General features: G+C 45.9%; 19 protein-coding genes. 9 read left to right on the top strand and 10 right to left on the bottom strand.

Going from position 1 to position 19,742, the window contains the following annotated elements:
* Positions 1-17: 17 nt before the first annotated feature.
* The gene (locus BFO_RS11920) at positions 18-1,610 is read left to right on the top strand and encodes a thiamine pyrophosphate-dependent enzyme (RefSeq protein WP_014226009.1); all 1,593 of its coding nucleotides are present in this window, start codon (positions 18-20) and stop codon (positions 1,608-1,610) included.
* Position 1,611: 1 nt separating this feature from the next.
* Complete coding sequence (locus BFO_RS11925; RefSeq protein WP_014226010.1) at positions 1,612-2,190, top strand: indolepyruvate oxidoreductase subunit beta; 579 nt, start codon at positions 1,612-1,614, stop codon at positions 2,188-2,190.
* A 178-nt stretch (positions 2,191-2,368) separates the two neighbouring features.
* On the opposite strand, the gene BFO_RS11930 is transcribed toward BFO_RS11925, so the two are convergent.
* The 3 genes from BFO_RS11930 to BFO_RS11940 form a co-directional block, all read right to left on the bottom strand.
* Entirely contained in the window at positions 2,369-2,836 is a 468-nt protein-coding gene (locus BFO_RS11930) for a helix-turn-helix domain-containing protein (RefSeq protein ID WP_041590921.1), read from the bottom strand.
* A gap of 799 nt (positions 2,837-3,635) precedes the next feature.
* Entirely contained in the window at positions 3,636-4,661 is a 1,026-nt protein-coding gene (holA, locus tag BFO_RS11935; protein WP_014226013.1) for a DNA polymerase III subunit delta, read from the bottom strand.
* 11 nt (positions 4,662-4,672) lie between these two features.
* A complete protein-coding gene (locus tag BFO_RS11940) occupies positions 4,673-5,449 on the bottom strand; it encodes an AMP nucleosidase (protein WP_041591356.1) in 777 nt (258 codons plus the stop codon).
* A gap of 47 nt (positions 5,450-5,496) precedes the next feature.
* Between BFO_RS11940 and BFO_RS11945 the strand changes: the two genes are divergently transcribed.
* Positions 5,497-5,958: a type I restriction enzyme HsdR N-terminal domain-containing protein gene (locus BFO_RS11945; RefSeq protein ID WP_014226015.1), complete on the top strand. Its 462-nt coding sequence runs from the start codon at positions 5,497-5,499 to the stop codon at positions 5,956-5,958.
* 49 nt (positions 5,959-6,007) lie between these two features.
* Here BFO_RS11945 and BFO_RS11950 read toward each other — a convergent pair whose 3' ends face one another.
* From BFO_RS11950 to BFO_RS11965, 4 genes are all read right to left on the bottom strand, one after another.
* Positions 6,008-6,745, bottom strand: coding sequence for a DUF1266 domain-containing protein (locus BFO_RS11950; RefSeq protein WP_014226016.1), 738 nt, complete (start codon positions 6,743-6,745; stop codon positions 6,008-6,010).
* A 115-nt stretch (positions 6,746-6,860) separates the two neighbouring features.
* Positions 6,861-7,745, bottom strand: coding sequence for an alpha/beta hydrolase (locus tag BFO_RS11955; protein ID WP_014226017.1), 885 nt, complete (start codon positions 7,743-7,745; stop codon positions 6,861-6,863).
* Positions 7,746-7,824: 79 nt separating this feature from the next.
* Positions 7,825-9,399: an Rne/Rng family ribonuclease gene (locus BFO_RS11960; protein ID WP_014226018.1), complete on the bottom strand. Its 1,575-nt coding sequence runs from the start codon at positions 9,397-9,399 to the stop codon at positions 7,825-7,827.
* A gap of 210 nt (positions 9,400-9,609) precedes the next feature.
* Entirely contained in the window at positions 9,610-9,888 is a 279-nt protein-coding gene (locus BFO_RS11965) for an HU family DNA-binding protein (RefSeq protein WP_041590922.1), read from the bottom strand.
* Between the two features lie 237 nt (positions 9,889-10,125).
* Here BFO_RS11965 and mutY point away from each other — a divergent pair, with 237 nt between their 5' ends.
* From mutY to BFO_RS11990, 5 genes are all read left to right on the top strand, one after another.
* A complete protein-coding gene (gene mutY, locus BFO_RS11970; RefSeq protein ID WP_014226021.1) occupies positions 10,126-11,202 on the top strand; it encodes an A/G-specific adenine glycosylase in 1,077 nt (358 codons plus the stop codon).
* Between the two features lie 92 nt (positions 11,203-11,294).
* Positions 11,295-11,744: a single-stranded DNA-binding protein gene (locus BFO_RS11975; RefSeq protein ID WP_014226022.1), complete on the top strand. Its 450-nt coding sequence runs from the start codon at positions 11,295-11,297 to the stop codon at positions 11,742-11,744.
* Between the two features lie 29 nt (positions 11,745-11,773).
* Positions 11,774-13,075: a CNNM domain-containing protein gene (locus tag BFO_RS11980; protein ID WP_041590923.1), complete on the top strand. Its 1,302-nt coding sequence runs from the start codon at positions 11,774-11,776 to the stop codon at positions 13,073-13,075.
* Positions 13,076-13,077: 2 nt separating this feature from the next.
* Positions 13,078-13,641: a gliding motility lipoprotein GldD gene (gldD, locus tag BFO_RS11985; protein WP_014226024.1), complete on the top strand. Its 564-nt coding sequence runs from the start codon at positions 13,078-13,080 to the stop codon at positions 13,639-13,641.
* A 2-nt stretch (positions 13,642-13,643) separates the two neighbouring features.
* The gene (locus BFO_RS11990) at positions 13,644-14,267 is read left to right on the top strand and encodes a 4'-phosphopantetheinyl transferase family protein (protein WP_014226025.1); all 624 of its coding nucleotides are present in this window, start codon (positions 13,644-13,646) and stop codon (positions 14,265-14,267) included.
* A 400-nt stretch (positions 14,268-14,667) separates the two neighbouring features.
* Here the strand turns inward: BFO_RS11990 and BFO_RS14575 are convergent, their stop codons facing one another.
* Positions 14,668-16,572, bottom strand: a complete 1,905-nt coding sequence (locus BFO_RS14575) for an Ig-like domain-containing protein (RefSeq protein ID WP_014226027.1) — start codon at positions 16,570-16,572, stop codon at positions 14,668-14,670.
* Positions 16,573-16,779: 207 nt separating this feature from the next.
* Between BFO_RS14575 and BFO_RS15695 the strand changes: the two genes are divergently transcribed.
* Positions 16,780-16,941 (top strand): hypothetical protein, encoded by a 162-nt coding sequence (locus tag BFO_RS15695; RefSeq protein WP_155642600.1) that lies wholly within the window; start codon positions 16,780-16,782, stop codon positions 16,939-16,941.
* Positions 16,942-17,198: 257 nt separating this feature from the next.
* On the opposite strand, the gene BFO_RS12010 is transcribed toward BFO_RS15695, so the two are convergent.
* Both BFO_RS12010 and BFO_RS12015 read right to left on the bottom strand, forming a co-directional pair.
* On the bottom strand, positions 17,199-18,185 hold the full coding sequence (locus tag BFO_RS12010; protein WP_014226028.1) for a sugar phosphate isomerase/epimerase family protein: 987 nt from the start codon (positions 18,183-18,185) through the stop codon (positions 17,199-17,201).
* A 19-nt stretch (positions 18,186-18,204) separates the two neighbouring features.
* Entirely contained in the window at positions 18,205-19,740 is a 1,536-nt protein-coding gene (locus BFO_RS12015; protein ID WP_014226029.1) for a RagB/SusD family nutrient uptake outer membrane protein, read from the bottom strand.
* Positions 19,741-19,742 lie beyond the last annotated feature (2 nt).

Here is a 19,742-nt window from a genome sequence, read left to right on the forward strand (position 1 = left end):
ATAAAAAATAGAATAGCATGGAAAAGAAATTATTTTTGGGTGACGAGGCCATTGCTCAGGCCGCTATCGACGCCGGACTATCCGGAGTATATTCATATCCGGGCACACCTTCGACGGAGATTACCGAATACATTCAGCAATCGGCCGTCGCGCGTGAAAGAAATATACACAGTCGCTGGTGTACGAACGAAAAGACTGCTATGGAAGCAGCTTTGGGAATGAGTTACGCCGGAAAGCGTTCGCTTTGTTGTATGAAACATGTCGGTCTGAATGTGGCGGCCGATTGTTTCATGAATGCTGCCATGAGCGGTGTCAACGGAGGTATGATAATCGTTTCGGCCGACGACCCGTCGATGCACTCCTCACAGAATGAGCAAGACAATCGTGTATACGGACGGTTCGCGATGATTCCGATGCTGGAACCGTCTAATCAGCAGGAAGCGTATGATATGGTTTACGATGGATTCGAGTTATCCGAGCGATTAGGATACCCTGTTCTGCTGCGTATCACAACACGTATGGCACATTCTCGCTCAGGGGTTACGGTTCGTCCCGCCCGTCCGGAGAATAAAATGCATTGCCTGCCCGACGGCAGGCTGCGGTTTACCCTGCTACCGGCTCTGGCGCGTCAACGTTATAAACAGCTGCTGGCCGCACAGGATGTGATGACGGCCGCTTCGGAAGAGTCGAAATATAACCGTTATTTCGACGGGCCCGATAAAAAACGGGGCATCATCACGACGGGCATTGCTTTTAACTATCTTTCGGAAAATTATCCCGATGGATTTGAGCATCCGGTACTGAAAATCTGTCAATATCCGCTGCCAAAGAGACAGATTGAGAAAATAGCTTCCGAATGTGATGAATTGCTCTTGCTCGAAGAAGGCTATCCTGTGGTCGAAGAGTGGCTGAAAGGTTTTACGGGCAAAGGACTGAACGTTCGAGGCCGGCTCGATGACACCCTTCCGCGCGACGGGGAACTGACACCGGACTCAGTCGGAAAAGCTCTGGGAAAGAAGGTGAAATGCTATTATACGATTCCGGATATTGTGGAACAACGTCCTCCGGCACTATGTCAGGGATGCGGACATCGGGATATGTACAACGCCCTGAATGAAGTGCTGAAAGAATATCAGGAGCCGAAAGTTTTCGGCGATATTGGTTGTTACACGCTCGGGGCATTGCCTCCCTTCCGTGCGATCGACAGCTGTATTGATATGGGGGCCTCTATCACGATGGCCAAAGGAGCATCGGATGCGGGAGTATTTCCGGCAGTTGCCGTAATCGGCGACTCAACGTTCACCCATTCGGGAATGACCGGACTGCTGGATTGCGTCAACGCCAACAGTAACGTAACGATCGTGATCTCCGACAATGAAACTACAGCCATGACCGGCGGACAAGATTCGGCCGGCACGGGACGCATTCAGGCTATTTGTGCGGGCATCGGCGTCGCACCGGAACATATTCGCGTCATGGTACCGCTGAAAAAGAACTATGAAGAGATGAAAAACATCATCCGCGAAGAAATCGAATATCGTGGCGTTTCGGTATTAATACCGTGCCGGGAATGTATTCAGACATTGGCAAGAAAGAAAAAAGCAAAATAACATGAAAACAGACATTATATTATCGGGAGTAGGCGGACAAGGCATATTATCTATTGCCGCCATTATCAGCGAAGCCGCTTTGAAAGATGGGTTATACATGAAGCAATCGGAAGTACACGGTATGAGCCAACGTGGAGGAGACGTGCAGTCTAATCTGCGCCTCTCCGACAAACCCATAGCCTCCGACCTGATTCCTACCGGACAAGCCGATTTGATCATCTCGCTCGAACCGATGGAAGCGCTGCGCTATTTACCGTATCTGAATAAAGACGGCTGGTTAGTCACCAACACCAAGCCTTATATGAATATCCCGAACTATCCGGAGATGGAAAAGGTCATGGCAGAACTAAATAAGTTGCCGCATAAAGTACTGCTTGATGTTGAAACCGTCGCCAAGGAGATCGGCTCTCCACGCACGGCGAATATGGTTATGCTGGGAGCTGCCACACCGTTCCTCGGTATCGACTATGAAAAAATTGCCGACGGGATCCGTTCGATTTTCAGACGTAAAGGAGATGAGATCGTATCCGTAAACCTGAAAGCATTGCAAGCCGGATACGAAATTGCTACCAAAGTATAATATAGTATAGATATTGATGGTTTACAAATGTAAACATCCTATTAAAAAGCGATAGAGATTCGCATAAACAATAGAAAATCAGTTATGATACCAATCTATTATTTTTAGGTACAAGTCTATTTACAATTATTTTTTGAAAAAGGAGCCGTCTCATATCTCAGCATAAAGAGACGGCTTTTTATTTCTTTTCCGGCCCAAAAGACTCATACGTATTATCCGAATAGAAGACCATGATCCGCTGTATTTCCTTTGTAGGAGCTTGAGGAGGAATATAAACGTCTTTTAATGAAGATTTAACCTCTACCGGTTCAGGCAATTTTGTTTCGGTTGGATTTATAGGGACCTTCTTTACTTCTGTTTTCACATCCGATACATGAGTAAACAAGTTCGGAGCTTCCTGTTTCTCGTTTACAGAAGCAGGCCCTGATCCGGGACGGTTCATCGGTCCCGTACCGAATAACAACCAATCCGGGCTGATATGAGGAAACCGTTCCAAAATCTTTTTTAATACATCTAAGCTTGGGTTGTTTCGTCCTGATGTAATATGCGACATTGCTGCTCGCTGAATTCCGATTATCTCGGCAAATTGCGATGGCAAAAGCTGCTTTTGATTCATAATCAACATAATTCGATCTTTCTCATTCATAAACTACTACATGATTAAATCGTTATTGGTATATTATTTTATCCTGTTTTGTATATTATTAGTATCTAAAGAATATACAAAGATAAATAATAAATTCTGTTGAACAAATAACATTTGTAATTTACAATATTGCAATATCGATATATTGATGTATATTTATAATTGTAAAAAGGATATACAAGCTTCTTTTATCCATTAAATTAAAACTTCAAATCAAAGCATAAAACGATTGATTATAAGACTAATATAACACTTGATATAAAGTAAATTTCCACAAAACAACTCTTACCGTACAATCAGTAGGTTTAAATTTAAAGTATTACTCCTTTCAATCAGATTAAAATACTGGATGTATTGATATTAACGAATCATAAAATTATGTATTTAGCCGTAGGTATACAATTGTTTACAGGGAACAATTGTATATCGAAAAAGAATTTACATCCAATCAAAAACATATATAAACCATTCAAAATATACATTTATAATTATTCTGATGAATTTATGCTTGTATATTCCCCATAACCGGCTGTATAAAAAATACAATTGTATATTGTTGTGATTTTTTTCCTCAAGAATAACCTTGTACCTTTTTAGATACAAAGCGTTTTGATAACGAGTTTTACTATCTCTCGACAGTCGAAAGAATAGACATGTTAGGAAACCGGCATACTGAAACTATACGATGCCGACAGGACATTTTACTTTGTATTTGCTTCCTATACAAATTAGGGAAAGAAGATTAAAGGTCGTGATAGAGGAAAAAAAGAAGAAAAATATTCTGATATTCCGTGAGGTGTCAATGCATAATCTTATACAATAACTCCTTCATGATTTCGCCCTGTGTCATAGACGAGGTCACGTCAATTCCTTTCGATCGGGCGTCTGCCATCCGAATTTCATGAATTGCCTGAAAAACTTTCATTGCGCTATAATTCCTTATACCGCTCTGATAGTCCTTTACCTGAATGGGGAAACGCAGGTTCAGGGCATTCATCAGTCCTCTTTCCGAACGATCTTTGGCATAATAACCGATCAACAGGTTGGAGAAATAGTTAAACAGCACAGGAAGCGTTGCCTGAATGGGGTGACTGTTCGGATTTTGTTCGAAATAATGCGCTATACGGTTTGCTTTCATCACATCTTTATCGGCAATCGCTCGTTGCAATTCAAAATTATTGTATTCCTTACTGATGCCTACGTTTTTTTCGATCAGCTCAGGAGTGATTTTTTTTTCAGGAGAATCTGTCAGAAGAATCTGCAGTTTATCCAAGGTTTGGTGAAGCAAAGCCAAATCGTTTCCCAGATATTCGGATAACATGGCCGCCGCCTTGCGATCTGCCTCGAAAGCACGTTCACGAAGCACTGACGAGATATAATCTTCGATTTTATAGTCCGGAATCTTTTTCGAGTCGAACAGAATGCCTGTTTTTGCCACTGCCGCACTGAGGCTTTTACGCCCATCCAGCTTTTTATATTTATACTCGATCACAAGGATGGTTGATGCAAGCGGATTTTTGGCATAGTTGGTCAGCAAATCGATATTGGTAACCAATTGTGCCTCCCGGACCACGACTAATTGATACTCGGACATCATCGGGAAGCGTCGGGCGGCATTGATGATATCGACCGCTTTCGTATCGGCTCCGTACAGAATGATCTGGTTAAAATCGCGCTCCGATTCATTGAGTACACATTGCAGAAGTAATTCCGAAATCCGATCGATAAAATAAGGTTCTTCCCCCATCAACACATAGATGGGGCTGAACTTTTTAGCCTTGATGTCTCGGCAGATTTCTTCGTACGTCGCTTCTTTTCCGGCCATGTTGTAGGTGTTTACCAGCTGAATTTGATGTGCTGCACGGTTTTCTTCCCTTCGATCATCATCTCCAGCGCACTGATACCCAGCTCAACATGTTCGGGAGCAAACTTTTGTGTTACACTCTTGTCGCTCTCCTGGGTCTTTACCCCATGCTCCTCAAGCGGCTTGTCGGAGATCATCAGCAGGGCGCCGGTAGGTATCTGGTTGGCAAAACCGGCCGTCAGCAACGTCGCCGTTTCCATATCAATGCCTGTGGCATGCGTCTTCTTCAGATACTCCTTAAATGCCGTATCATATTCCCACACGCGGCGATTCGTCGTGTAAATCGTACCGGTCCAATAGTCATGCCCCTTGTCGCGTATGGACGACGAGATCGCGCGGAGCATCGAAAATGCCGGTAGTGAAGGCACTTCGGGCGGAAGATAATCGTTCGAGGTGCCCTCCCCGCGTATGGCCGCTATCGGAAGAACATAATCGCCAAGTGAGTTAGCCCTCTTCAGCCCGCCACATTTACCCAGGAAGAGTACGGCCTTAGGCATCACAGCCGACAATAGATCCATGATCGTCGCAGCATTTGAACTTCCCATTCCAAAGTTGATAATCGTAATTCCTCCTCCGGAGGCGTTTGGCATGGAATTTCGAAGTCCCAAAATCGGCACCTTGAAATGATCGGCAAACAACTCGACGTATTTGGTGAAATTCGTCAACAATATATACTCCGAAAAATCTTCCAGTTTGCGGTCGGTATATCGCGGAAGCCAATTTTCAACAATTTCCTGTTTCGTTTTCATAAATCCTTTTCTATCTTTGTTGGTAAATTCGCAAGCAAATATAAGCAATGTACTCGTTAAATCTGCCCAAATGTCCGCTAAAAATAACAGAAAAAAACGGAAAGTATTACGTCTTCGATCTTTTGCGCCGCAAAAATGTGGTGCTGACTCCGGAGGAATGGGTACGGCAACATTTCGTAAATTATCTACTCACAGCGAAAAATGTACCGAAGGAATTAATGGCCAATGAAGTGGCTATTACGCTCAACGCTCTTTCCCGCCGATGTGATACCGTCATTTACGACACTTACTTGAAGCCATTGGCTATTATTGAATACAAGGCTCCCTCCGTGCGGATTTCCCAAGACGTCTTCGAGCAGATAACACGTTATAACCTGGTGCTGAGGGTACAATATTTAATTGTCAGCAACGGTATGGAGCATTACTGTTGCCACATTGACTATGACACAAATTCTTATCACCTTCTGAAAACCATACCGTCATATACTGAACTACTGATAATAGATTAATTGCTGCGAAAAAAAAAGAAAAGCCAAAAACAGGCCCTCCCCTATGCTTCTATTTAAACGTAATATTTTGATATATTGTAATATTAGAGTCTTTCTTCTTCATACTTTCGGAAGGCGAAAGTAAGTTCTGCGCAGCCAAAATCACATCGTCTAATTGAAACCCGTGAATACATCGTCCCAAAAGGAATGAGCACGTGTATTCCGTCCAATCTCTTCCACGTTGCAATACGATGTTTATACATTGATCGAGACAACGGTAGAACTGTTCTTCGGTAAGATATCCGATCCAGAAGCACCATTTTGCCACACTTACAGCACGTCCGATGTCCCAGGCATAGGTCGATTGAATAGCTCTTACGTCCTCTTCCGGTAAGTTCAACTCTTGAGCTATCCGGGCATAAATCTTATTCAGATCTTTGTTCGTTGAGTGAGTGCGAATAAACTCGTCATATTTCTGACTCCGTTGCAGGCTCAATAATCCGTTAATGGCGTTTACAGCCGACTGTTCGTCAACAATTTCCCATTGCTTGTTCATTCCCTGACGGTAGACATCCGTAGGCTCTTTGGGTATCAGCGACAAAATCTGTTCGCCGCGGTAACATGCCAAAATAGCCCCATACCCCATGGCTCGTTGATAATTTTCACCCAACAGTTTACCCGAATAGCGCGTATTAAACTCGGCCAGTTGTATTTTTCGAGCCTTCTTCGTCTGAAAATTCAAATACAGCATATATCCGCCTACCCCCACCGCAATAATGGCGATAACGATGTAAATCACATTTTCCATATCAAGATGTTTTTGAAATTACACCGACAAATCTACAAAAAAACAGGGATTTCATCCATGCCGAGAAATAAAAATCAAAACAGACCGGAGAAGACAGACGATCGGAAGCACACTCTTACTCCGTTTCTATCACACCGATTTCGCGAAACCAGTCTTCGGCGCGATCCACCCAGCTGTTGACCATCACACCCGTATCGCGCAAACCATAGCCATGTCCTCCTTTTCTGTAAAGGTGCATCCATACCGGGATATTTGCCTCTTTCAGCGCATAGTAATAAAAGAGGCTGCTGTTGATAAACGAATGATCATCTTCGGTCTGAATCAACATGGTCGGCGGTGTTTTCGGAACAATCTGAATCTCCGGAGCCAGTCCGAAATCTTCGCCCGCCAGATAAGCCGGATAAATCAGCAGACAGAAGTTAGGGCGGCAACTCACCTTATCTATCGCGTTGTTTGTTGAATATGTTCTTTTATTAAATGAGGTAGACCCCATTACAGCGAGATGCGCTCCAGCCGAAAAACCCATCACTCCGATTCGGCTCGCATCGATATTCAATTCTGAAGCATTCGCACGCACATAACTAATGGCACGTTGCAAATCCTGCAACGGCGCCTCATGTTTCGGTCGTCCTTCACGGCGAGGCACACGGTATTTCAATAATACGGCAGTAATTCCCAATTCGTTTAACCAAAGGCATACCTCATCGCCCTCCAGATCATACGCCAGAATATCGTATCCTCCACCCGGACAGACAATCATGGCTGATCCGCCGGCCAATTCTTCCGAGGGCTGATAAATAGCAATCGTCGGATCGCTGACATTCGTAATCCGGCATACAATTTCTCCGGCCACTCTATTCCCGTCCTTACTGATCTTTTCGACCATCGGAACAGTTTCTCCGGGAGCCCCTTCCGGAAAAAGTCGAACGACCTTTTCCTGTGCCGTTACGATAACCTCCATGAAAAGCAGACAGACGTACGGTAATATCAACTTATTCATTCCTCAATCTTTGTTTCTGATCTGTTTTGTTAACGGCAGCAAAAGTAAAAAAAAAGCAAAAGATAAAGAATCTTTTGCTCTATTTTATTGCTTCCTTTTCTTCCTGCATATCCAACTCGTTTTTCTCCTGATCGTAGAATCGGTATTCCAGAAAAGCCATGCTTTCATCAGGCACGACCTTCAGTTGAAAAGAATATTTCATCTTCCATTTCATGGCCAGTGACAGAAATCCCTTATTAATATAAGCTGCTACATAAGGATGCACATGCAGCGTGATTTTTTTAACGTTATGTTTGTTAACAAGGCAGTCTATCTTCCCTTCCAGATTGTCGGTAAACAAGATGGAAGATTTAATGGTTCCCGTTCCGAAGCAAGAGGGACACTTCTCGGTTGTCTTCACATCCAGAATCGGTCGAACCCGCTGACGAGTGATCTGCATCAGACAAAATTTACTGAGTGGGAGAATATTATGTTTAGCCCGGTCATTGGCCATGGCCTTTGTCATATGCTCGTACAATTGTTGCCGGTTCGACGCCTCTGCCAAATCGATAAAATCAATCACAATGATCCCGCCCATATCGCGCAATCGCAACTGTCGGGCTATCTCATTGGCCGCTGCGATATTGACATCGAACGCCGTCTTTTCCTGCTCTGTGCTGCCTTTCATCCGGTTGCCACTATTGACGTCGATCACGTGCATTGCTTCCGTATGCTCGATAATCAGGTAGGCCCCACTCTTATATGTTACGGTTCGTCCAAACAGCGACTTAATCTGTCTGGTAACACCAAATTTATCAAAAATAGGCATATCGTCCGTATATAGCTTGACGATGTTCTTCTGTTCGGGAGCAATCAGGCTCACATAATCATATACGTTTTCGTATACCTGTTTGTTATTTACGTAAATATGCTCGAATGACGCGTTGAAGATATCGCGCAGAAGCGCTACCGTTCGAGCTGTTTCTTCATATATAAGAGTTGGAGCCTTTGATTGGGGAACTTTAGGAATATGATCCTCCCACCGTTTTAGCAAATTTTTCAACTCTCCATCCAGCTCGGCCACTCGTTTTCCTTCGGCCGAAGTACGCACAATCACACTGAAATTCTTGGGTTTGACACTTTGCATCAACTGACGAAGACGCGCCCGTTCTTCATTCGATTTAATTTTCGTTGAAACGGAAATTTTGTCGGAGAACGGTATCAGTACCAAAAAACGTCCTGCAAAGGACAACTCGGCCGTCAGTCGAGGTCCTTTGGTTGAAATCGGTTCTTTAGCAATCTGTACCAAAATCTCATCGCCTACCGTCAATATATTGCCGATACTTCCGTCTTTCTCGATCTCGGGAAGAATCGAAGTCTTCGACACAGGTTGCCGTTTTTTGGGGTCGCCCCGCCATTGTTTAAGAAACTTCTGTTGCGTGTTGAAGTTTGGACCCAAATCTTGATAATGAAGAAACGCATCTTTTTTGCACCCCACGTCGACGAATGCGGCATTCAAACCCGGCAACAATTTTTTTATCCGTGCCAGATAAATGTTGCCCACCGCAAAAGAATCACTCCGGGGCTCCTTCTGGAGCTCTACCAAACTCTTGTCTTCCAATACGGCGATGGAAATTTCATCCGATTCGACATCTACTACTAATTCGCTTACCACAATGATGCTATTTCTCGTTGTTCTTATTCATTATGAAAAAGAACAAACTTAAAAAATCTGATTAAGTTTGTTCTTTAAAACCCTTTTGAAAGACTTATTTCTTCTTGTGTCGGTTCTTTTTAAGTCTTTTCTTACGCTTGTGCGTCGACATTTTATGTCTTTTTCTTTTTTTTCCGCTTGGCATAATTCCTGTTGATTAGTGATTAATCATTATTTGTTTGCCACTTGATTCATGAATATCCGGGCGGGCTTGAAAGACGGAATGTCATGCTCCGGAATAATCATCGTGGTATTCTTCGAAATGTTACGCGCCGTTTTTTGTGCCCGTCTTTTTACCACAAAACTTCCAAAGCCGCGGAGATACACATTCTCTCCTTCGGACAAGGATTTCTTTACTACGCTCATAAACGACTCCACACTTGCCAAAACTGCGTTTTTGTCAATGCCTGTGCTCTTTGCGATCTCGCTAACAATATCTGCTTTTGTCATGTCAATAAATATTAAATGAATAAATTCTAATTTTTTGGACTGCAAAGATATAGGTTTTATTTGAAATAATACACTTTTTTGAAAAAAAAGATTGATTATTTTCCAACTTACTGATTTTAAAACAGATCAAAAGAATAAAATCCTGTTTTTATCCGCTATTTCATGAGGAAGACAGGCCATTCGACGGCTTTGAGAATGCTCGGAAATACGTATTTTTGTCCGCCAAGAAGCAACAACATGAAGCAAAAAAACGAACGATATCCAGAGAGCGAACGAATTCGGGCATGGTACAGAATAAACAAGCGGGATTTACCGTGGCGAAACACTTCCGATCCGTATCGTATATGGATTTCTGAAGTTATTCTCCAACAGACACGTGTAGCCCAGGGGCTGGATTACTATTACCGTTTTATCGAGCGATTTCCCGATGTCCGAAGCCTTGCCGATGCTTCGCAGGAAGAGGTACTGAAATACTGGCAGGGGTTGGGGTATTACTCCCGCGCACGCAATCTGCACGAGGCCGCACAAGATATCCGGCAACGATACGACGGAGTTTTCCCTTCGTCGTACGAGGCGATCCGCACGCTCAAAGGTATTGGAGAATATACGGCGGCAGCCATTGCTTCTTTCACATGGAATCTGCCTTATCCGGCCATCGACGGGAATGTGATCCGGGTATTGGGACGGCTCTTTGCGGTACAGACACCCGCAGACAGTGGAAAAGGGATTCGTGAATACCGTCGGCTGGCAACGCTTGTGATGCCTCCCCGACATGCCGGCGAGCATAATCAGGCACTGATGGAATTCGGAGCATTGCATTGCATCCCCCGAAACCCCGATTGCACAAGTTGCCCGATGGTTGAACAATGTGCCGGATATGCTTCCGGCGATCCGCATCGTTTTCCTGTCAAACAGCATAAAACAAAAACGCGCGATCGTTTCTTTCATTACTTTTTTATCAAACATAACACGAACACCTACCTGCATCAACGCAACGGAAGCGACATTTGGAAAGGACTGTTTGAGTTGCCCATGATAGAAACCGAGATGCCGGCCGATTTGAACGTTTTGCAGGAGACATCTGCCTTCGGGAAACTTTTCCAAAAAACAGGACGACCGGAATTTACCTTGGTCGCCGATGAAATCCGGCATGTCCTCTCACATCAGACATTACATGTAACATGCTATATGGTAGAAGTTCAGCAAGAAAATGCAGCTCTAAAAAAGATGGTCCGAACGTCGCGGGAAGCGATTGACGCATATCCTTTTCCAAAACTGATTGTCAATCTTTTATCAAAGATAGAAGAAAAATAATTCGGACAACGTTATTTTTTTACCTGTAAATTTGTACAGTTCATAAAAGACACCTATATTTGTTCCTCAAACCTTTATAAAGAACAAGTCCTATGTCATTAAACAAAGTCATTTTGATTGGAAACGTCGGGAAAGACCCCGATGTACGTTATTTCGACAGTGGAAATGCGGTAGCAAACTTTTCACTGGCCACCAACGAGCGCGGATATAAACTTGCGAACGGAACGGAAATCCCCGAGCGGACAGAATGGCACAATATCGTAGCCAATCGTGAGCGTGCGCAATTTGTAGAGCGGTATGTCAAAAAAGGTTCGATGGTTTATATCGAAGGGAAGATCCGGACACGGAACTACGACGACCAGAATGGTATCAAACGGTATGTAACGGAAATCCATGCCGACCGCATCGAGTTTTTCTCTTCAGGCCGCAGGCCGCAGGAAGGTGACCTCCCGGTACAGACACAGATTGCCGCCTCAACACAAATACCACCCGACCCGACGATGCCTTCGGGAACGGACGAGATCGACGATCTGCCGTTCTAACCTTATCTTAACACCTCACAAATTACACCTTGGATTCAGACGATTATTACCCGAGTATGTTATTACAGGCCGTGTATCACGAGCCTGTTTGGAATGCTGTGATTATTTTGGTCGTAATACTTTTGCTGCTGGTTCTTTCCGGATGGTTAGCCGCAGCAGAGCGTGCCTTGTTCTCTCTGTCGGCCGACGAGACGAATCAAGTACGGGAAGAGAAAAGCACGAGCGACAAATTCATCAGACAACTGTCAGACCGTCCGCAACAGACGCGTACTGCTATTGCGATGATACAGACAATACTGATCATTACAATGACGATAGCCGGAATGTACGGCCTTCAGTCCGTATGTTCGACTATTCAATCGGTCGGCGGATGCGTGGCCGGGATTTTCGTCCTTGTACTGCTGCTGTTCATCTTCAAAGGATGGTTTCCCAAGTTTTTGACACAGGGCAGACAGCTTGACGTGGCACGTCGGACGGCACCTTTCCTCAAAACGATCGACTGGCTCTGCCGGCCGGTCAGCCGATGGATGTACGCTCCTCCGGCCAATCAACACAAGCACGAATCGCAACCCTCCGAATCTACCATTATTTCGAAAGAATCGGCCGACGAGAAAGAGATGCTTGAAGAGATCGTACATTTTTATAATAAGACTGCCGATGAGATCATGGTGCCACGCCTCGACATGAAAGCCATCAATGCGAAATGCACTTTCAAAGAAGCGCTCGACATCATCATCCGAAGCGGTTTTTCACGTATCCCCATCTACGAAGAGACGGAAGATAACGTAACGGGTGTCCTGTATGCGAAGGACTTACTCCCCTACATTCAGAACACGAGCGATTTTGAATGGCAGAAGCTGATCCGTCCGGCATATTTTGTACCTGAGACAAAAAAGATCGAAGGACTGCTGGAAGAGTTTCGAACCAACCGGGTGCATATCGCCATCGTGGTAGATGAGTTCGGATGTACCTCGGGATTAGTAACGATGGAAGATATTATCGAAGAAATCGTAGGAGATATTTCGGACGAATACGACACGGACGCGAAACAGTATTTCCAACTTCCGGATGGGAGTTATATCTTTGAAGGCAAAATCCAATTGAATGATTTTTTCCGCGAAACAGACATCGACGAGGAGGAGTTCGGCGATCTGACGGAAGATATCGAAACACTTACGGGATTGCTGCTCAAAATCAAAGGCACTTTACCCCGTCGTCGTGAGATTATCGAATATCACAATTATCGTTTTCGCGTGCTCGAAGCAGATGAACGACGTGTACTGAAAGTGAAATTCGACCGTATCCCTCCGGCTCCCGGAAAAGAGAAATAACGATGCGTATCTTGTCATGGATTCTCTTACTGGCAGGCTGTGCAGCCTGCTCGACACCCACGCCAAAGCCGCGCGGCGTATTGCGCATCGATCTGCCGCAGGCGAAATACACGTTGTTCACGGCCGGAGAACTGGCTTATGCTTTTCGGGTATCGCAGCTCGTGACCATCGAAATGCCTCCTGCCGATGTGACGGAAGATTGGCTGAACGTCACCTACCCGTCACTCAACGTCAAAATGTATTGCAGCTACCGAAGTATCACCCGTGAGACGCTTCCTCGCTGCGAAGCGGAGTGTCGTGAACTCGTCGCACGCAGCGCCCGCGATGCTCAGGCCATTACCGAACAGGCTTACGAAGCTCCCGAGCGCCGTGTGTACGGCATGCTCTTCCGGATCGATGGCGACTCGCCCTCGCCTGTCCAGTTTATGCTCACCGACAGTGTTTCGCACTTCTTCCGCGGGGCGATCTACTATCAACATCGTGTCGATGCCGATTCGGTGGCGCCCGTGACCGAATACCTTCACCACGATGTGATGGAACTGATTCAATCGTTCGACTGGAAATAACCATGCCCGTTCTGCCCGAATACACGACCCCGCTGCGAGGAATCTGGAAAATCGAAGAAAGCCGCGATGAATTACTGGCTCTGCTGACGCGCAAAGACGATTACATACCGTTTCTGACCGGTTGCAAGTCCGACACTCGCCAAACAGAATGGCTGGCTGTGCGCACATTGTTGAAAACCATGCTCGGCCGTGAAACAACCGTCGCCTATCACCCCGACGGCATTCCTTACCTGCCCGATGCAGACCTGCACATCAGCATCTCTCACACGAAAGGCTATGCCGCCGTACTGCTCGATACGCAACCTCGCATCGGCATCGATATCGAATACCGCTCCGAACGTATCCGCAAGCTGTACGATCGCTTTCTCGGCAAGGCGGAGCAACGCCTGATCGGCCAACATCCCGATACCGAAACGTTGTTAATTTGCTGGAGCGCGAAAGAAACGGCATTTAAAATGATGAGAAAAAGAGCGGTCGACTGGCGGAACGACCTGCAAATCGTCTCGTTCGATCCGCAACTCAGACGGCTGTCGATCCGCGAAACCCTCACACCGCACGCCACGCTCTGTTCGATCGGCTACATCGCGACCCCCGAATTTATCATGACGCAAAGCGTCTCCCAATAGCTCGACTCTCCTTGTTTATTGTCAATATTTGAATCAAACAGCAATAATCATTCCGCTTTAACGTCTGTGTCTTTCTTTTTATCTTGCATATTGACTACTATTTTTCACCTTGTTACTAACATTTCCACTTCCATATTCTCCGATTTTTATGCGGAGATTAAACAACCCAAACAACCTTGTCAATCTTTTTATCAACCATATACAAAAAAATCACCCATCGTATTAAACGAATAGATTCGGATAAGTTCAACCGGTTATTAACATATCCAAATAAATTATACGCATAACGAGTATATGATGAAACCAAGCGGTCGAACGCTGCATCCCATTATGTTAAAAATAACGGCTATCCGATATCCGATAAAAGAGACACTTGCTTTTATACGGAAATAATTCTGTCTCACAGTTTAATTTTACGTGTCCAGCCCGACGAACCTCTTACGATAAGCACGCTCTGTGAGGAAAGATGGAGATCGTGCGCAACCTTTCCGGGAATTTTAATGATACGGCCAAGCAACCCGCCATTTATGCTATAAATATCAACCGTTTCGGCAGCCGGCGAATCAATATGCAGCCGCCCGTTTTCACTCCACACGGCGAAGACTTCACCGACCTCGACATTGGCGTTAGTAATGTGTTGTACGATGACCTTACATGTTGCGGTCTTACTACCGTCGACAGTCGTGACCGTAACGGTTGTTTCGCCGGCTTTGTACGCAGTCACTTCCCCCTTATCGTCTACCGATGCGACGGCTTCATTGCTGCTCGACCATGTTACGTTCCGGTTCGTAGCATTATGGGGGGTAACGGTTGCCGTCAGTACTTCTTTGCCGCCCACCGGAAGCGTAAGACTCGACTTGTTCAGGCTGACTCCCGTCACCGAAGTGACAGGAGGAAGAGGAACGGCAGCAGCCGTGACTTTTATTTGTACGGATGCCGTCTTTGCTCCGTCGACAGTCGTAACCGTAACGGTTGTTTCGCCGGCTTTGTGAGCAGTCACTTCCCCCTTATCGTCTACCGATGCGACGGCTTCATTGCTGCTCGACCATGTTACGTTCCGGTTCGTAGCATTATGGGGGGTAACGGTCGTCGTCAGTACTTCTTTGCCGCCCACCGGGAGCGTAAGACTCGACTTGTTCAGGCTGACTCCCGTCACCGAAGTGACAGGAGGAGGAGGAACGGCAGCAGCCGTGACTTTTATTTGTACGGATGCCGTCTTTGCTCCGTCGACAGTCGTAACCGTAATGGTTGTTTCGCCGGCTTTGTGAGCTTTTACAAGTCCGTTGGCGCTGACCGACGCAATATCCGCTTTACTGCTCGCCCACGTCATATTCTTATTCGTCGCATTATCAGGTGTTATTACGGGTGTCAGGCGTTTTACATCGTTCACTTTCAAGTCTTGATTTCCTTCCCGAATGGCAACGCTCTCTACGGGTGTGTGTTTGTTTTCGTATGGCTCTACAGTTACTTCGACAGATCCTTTGGGAAAACCGCCATCCCGATCGTCCGACCATGCCGTGACAGTCGTTTTCCCTACTCTCTTTGCTATCAGATAGCCCGAAGAAGTTACTGTTGCGACTGATTTATCGTCTATTCGCCAGCTGATGGATTGTACCGATGCATCAGCGGGCTGTATCGTCGCCGTAAGTTGCTTTCTTTCGGTTTCTTTGAGCGTAATATCTCCTCCGTCGATAATTACTTTTCTTACCGGTCTGTGGACTTTGATCGCGAGCTGGCCACTCACGCCGGAACCGTCTTTTGCAGTAGCTGTTATGACAGCCGTTCCCGTCTTGTGAGTTGTGATTTGCCCTGTAGATGTAACGGAAATAACATCGGGGTTGCTGGTGTCCCAATTCAAATCATCTTTGCCGGTGGCATCAGAGGGTTCGACCCTTACGGGCAATTCCGTCGTTACACCGATATCTAAAAATGATCCCGGTATACCAAGGATAATTTTATTGATCAAGCGTATGACAGTGATGCGGATACTGCCTGTCACGCCGCTGCCGTCCTGTGCGGTAGCGGTGATCCAGGCCGAACCGGTACTATATGCTTTTATAAAAGCATTGTTATTATTGCTTCTGACTATTTCTACGACGCCAACATTTGAACTTTCCCACTTGAGAGCCTTATTCGCAGCATCCGAAGGAGAAACAGTGGCTGTAATGGTTGCATTTGTCCCTACCTGAAGCATTGAGTTCCCTCCAAGCTCGATTTTTGTGACTGACCGGGCTTCTGTACGGCCGATAAAACCGCAAAAAAGCGTCATTATAAAAAGTAATAATTTGTAAGAAGTTATTCTCATTTTATTTATCTGTTAAAAGTTTATCCCATTGAACTAAATATGTGGTTTTGGAGGGCGCAAAGATACATCTTTTTTATGTTTTACAAAGAAAAGGATTACGATCCGATCAGAACGCACACGTTAAATCTTTATATCTTCGACAAGTTTTCAAGGTTATTTATATTTGGGGCAGTCTTGAACCCAGATTCCGCAATAGAACCAATAAGAATGAATTTAATTCAGGCCTTCAGCCCTCTAACCAAGATATGGGCATGGATCCCCCACCCTTACGGGATGGGGCTGAAATATATCTGGCTTTCAGCCCTTTCGGGTAATGGTTATGTGTGTTACACGCCGAATCATGTACCCGGCATGACAATTAACCATTAATAAATAGGGGGCGAGATCATTCAGCCCAATGCGAAGCGTTGGGGAAAAAGGCTTCACATTTCGGCGGAGGGCTGTAAGCCTGACGTAACCCTTGTCGTACATTCGTACGTCCATTATTAATGGTAAACGCCCAATAGGGTACCGCGTAATTTGGGTTGAACAGATAAGTTGAACATTAACCCCATAGACTGATTTCTGAAAAAAGCCCGTCCTACACAGGGTGTGGGGCAGGCTCTTTTTATGAGAAGAGAGCGTAACTACCGGGCGATATAGTCCGTGTAATACTTGTCGATATAGCCCTTCAGCATCTTTATCGAAGCTGGTACGGCCGTATCGGGGTTTTCCTTGCCTTCGAACTCAAGTGTAAGGTATCCTCTGAATCCGACATCGTAGATCTGTTTGATGATACGATCATAGTCCAGATCGAGCGTGTACCAGGTTCCTCCTCCGTTATACGTCTTGGCCGAGATAAAAATCGCTTCGGGAAGCACCTGAGCCAGTTTGTCATAAGGCTCTTCGAGGAAATTACCCGTATCTACCAGTAATTTCAACCAGTTGGAACGGACATCATTCTTGATACGAAGCATCCCTTCGGGTGTACCGGCGATACCCCAGTGATTCTCCAGAGCGAGTGTCACGCCACACTCTTCGGCTACGGGCAGGCATTTGTAGATCGCATCTTCTACCCACCCGAAGGCGTCATTATCCGTATATCCTTCAACAGGCTTTTCAATTCCACGCGCTTTCATCAGGTTATCGAACGAGCCGCTGGTTCCCCATGTGCCCGAATTCAGACGCAACGCAGGAATTCCCATCTTATAAGCCAATCGGATGCAACGGATTGTATGATCTACCATCCGCTGACGATATTCCTTATCGGGATTCACCCATCCCTGATGAATGCAGAGGCACACCAGAGCGATTCCGTTCTCGTAGGCCAATCGTTTCAGCTTCTGCAAATAACTATTGTCTTCGCTTTCCATCTGACGATGCAGTACATCGACCCCTTCGATACCCATATCGGCAGCTTTGAGAATACACGATTCGATGGAATCTTTACGTTCACGGAAGCCCCAATACGAATACGTTGATACCGCAAGTTTGAGGCGTCCCTGCATCTGTTGCTTGCCGGACGCTGTCCCGGAAATTTCCGGGACAGCGTTTGCTGCAAATGTCGGTACTCCCAATCCGGTCGCAATGCCGGCCGCGCTTTGCGCTAAAAAAGAACGACGCGATAATTTCATAACTGATCCTCCTTTCCTATCAATACCCTTCATTCTGTTTCAAATTGTTGTTGAGTGAAATCTCACTGTCGGGAATCGGAAGTACATTGTCTTTCTTTACATTATATCCGTTCGGAAACTTTGTCTCCAGCTTTTCGCCCAAGGCTCCGAACACGTCACACGGATAGTATTCCGGTCCGGCATTCCAACGCTTGATATCATCCCAGAATTGCCCCTCGAGCGCGAGTTCGATACGCCGTTCATGACGCAACGCTTTCCGGGCTTCGGCCTGCCCTACTCCCTTCTTCACCGGCGGCATCTTCACGTCTTTGCGTTCGGTACGGATACGGTTAATCAGATCAATCGCTCCGTCGATATCCTTATTCAGCTCGATCATCGCTTCGGCGCGACACAGCAGCACGTCGCCATAACGCAGAATCATAAAGTCGAGAGGAGATTGACGCCCTACGACCGGCATAGTCTCGATCGTATATTTACGGATACCGAAACCGACCTTCTGCCCCGTATGGTTCTTGATCTCGGTCGGATACAACTGCCCCTGAAAATAAGCGCCCGGACGCAGGATGGTAAAATCCAGACGAGGATCTCTGTTTTTGTAAGGATCATTCCTGTCGACCGGACTACCGTCGAGCGTTTCATACTCATCGACCAGCAATTGAGTCGGCGCAACCGAGTTGGAGCCGTCGATTCCGTATTTCAGATTCTGGGGCTGCCAGTAACGGTCGAAAATACTTCCCTGCTGAAACACCCCGTCCATAAAGCTCAGGGCAAAGAGCGTTTCGGCATTGCCTTCGTTTTCATACTGGAACAGCCCGTAATACGTGGGGAAAAGCTTATATTTATTCAACGCGTCAATTTTATCGCAATATTCCAGCACGTTGTCCCATTCGGAGGTGTACATATACGTTTTCATCTTCATCCCTAAGGCTGCGCCCAATGTCGCCCGTCCGTTATCCGAAGAGTTTTTGGGCAGACGCTTGATGGCTTCGTCGAAGTCTTGACGTACCTGTTTCCAGATATCTTCGGCGGAAGCGCGACTTACCTTACGTCCTTCCTCCGGCGTGATTGTTTTGAGAATTAGCGGAACGCCTCCATACGAACGTACCAGCAGATCGTAGAACAAAGCGCGTAAGAAATATACTTCGCCCAACATCACTTCTTTTGCTGCCGCATCCATATTCGGAATCTTATCTACGTTTTCCAGGAAGTAATTTGCACGGTAAATTCCCCCGTAACAATATTTCCAGCGATTGGAAACGATTCCTCCGATACCGGACGTAATCGTTCCGTTACCGACCTGTTTCTGTTTGCCTTCCCAATGCGCCCACTGATAGGCATTCGGCGTACAGGCGTCATAGCCGCCTCCGTAACCGTACACAAAATTATTTCTCAATACACTGTACACCCCGTTCAAGGCCAGTTTCGCATCGTCGGACGAAGTCCAAAAGGTCTCATTCGTAATCTTATCATCCGGCAATACATCCAGATAACTTTCGCATGAGCTGAGTCCCGTCAATGTGACGGTGAGCATCATATAGATTATTTTTTTCATCATTC

It is taken from the genome of Tannerella forsythia 92A2 (genome assembly GCF_000238215.1).
Taxonomy (GTDB): Bacteria; Bacteroidota; Bacteroidia; order Bacteroidales; family Tannerellaceae; genus Tannerella; species Tannerella forsythia.

What these genes read in the sequence shown, in the direction of transcription:
- BFO_RS14575 (WP_014226027.1), bottom strand. Translation starts at nt 16,572, where the DNA reads ATGAGAATAACTTCTTACAAATTATTACTTTTTATAATGACGCTTTTT.
- BFO_RS11940 (WP_041591356.1), bottom strand. Translation starts at nt 5,449, where the DNA reads ATGAAAACGAAACAGGAAATTGTTGAAAATTGGCTTCCGCGATATACC.
- BFO_RS11920 (WP_014226009.1), top strand. Translation starts at nt 18, where the DNA reads ATGGAAAAGAAATTATTTTTGGGTGACGAGGCCATTGCTCAGGCCGCT.
- BFO_RS11965 (WP_041590922.1), bottom strand. Translation starts at nt 9,888, where the DNA reads ATGACAAAAGCAGATATTGTTAGCGAGATCGCAAAGAGCACAGGCATT.
- BFO_RS11925 (WP_014226010.1), top strand. Translation starts at nt 1,612, where the DNA reads ATGAAAACAGACATTATATTATCGGGAGTAGGCGGACAAGGCATATTA.
- mutY (WP_014226021.1), top strand. Translation starts at nt 10,126, where the DNA reads ATGAAGCAAAAAAACGAACGATATCCAGAGAGCGAACGAATTCGGGCA.
- BFO_RS11950 (WP_014226016.1), bottom strand. Translation starts at nt 6,745, where the DNA reads ATGGAAAATGTGATTTACATCGTTATCGCCATTATTGCGGTGGGGGTA.
- BFO_RS11955 (WP_014226017.1), bottom strand. Translation starts at nt 7,745, where the DNA reads ATGAATAAGTTGATATTACCGTACGTCTGTCTGCTTTTCATGGAGGTT.
- holA (WP_014226013.1), bottom strand. Translation starts at nt 4,661, where the DNA reads ATGGCCGGAAAAGAAGCGACGTACGAAGAAATCTGCCGAGACATCAAG.
- BFO_RS12010 (WP_014226028.1), bottom strand. Translation starts at nt 18,185, where the DNA reads ATGAAATTATCGCGTCGTTCTTTTTTAGCGCAAAGCGCGGCCGGCATT.
- BFO_RS11975 (WP_014226022.1), top strand. Translation starts at nt 11,295, where the DNA reads ATGTCATTAAACAAAGTCATTTTGATTGGAAACGTCGGGAAAGACCCC.
- BFO_RS11990 (WP_014226025.1), top strand. Translation starts at nt 13,644, where the DNA reads ATGCCCGTTCTGCCCGAATACACGACCCCGCTGCGAGGAATCTGGAAA.
- BFO_RS15695 (WP_155642600.1), top strand. Translation starts at nt 16,780, where the DNA reads ATGAATTTAATTCAGGCCTTCAGCCCTCTAACCAAGATATGGGCATGG.
- BFO_RS11945 (WP_014226015.1), top strand. Translation starts at nt 5,497, where the DNA reads ATGTACTCGTTAAATCTGCCCAAATGTCCGCTAAAAATAACAGAAAAA.
- BFO_RS11930 (WP_041590921.1), bottom strand. Translation starts at nt 2,836, where the DNA reads ATGAATGAGAAAGATCGAATTATGTTGATTATGAATCAAAAGCAGCTT.
- BFO_RS12015 (WP_014226029.1), bottom strand. Translation starts at nt 19,740, where the DNA reads ATGATGAAAAAAATAATCTATATGATGCTCACCGTCACATTGACGGGA.
- gldD (WP_014226024.1), top strand. Translation starts at nt 13,078, where the DNA reads ATGCGTATCTTGTCATGGATTCTCTTACTGGCAGGCTGTGCAGCCTGC.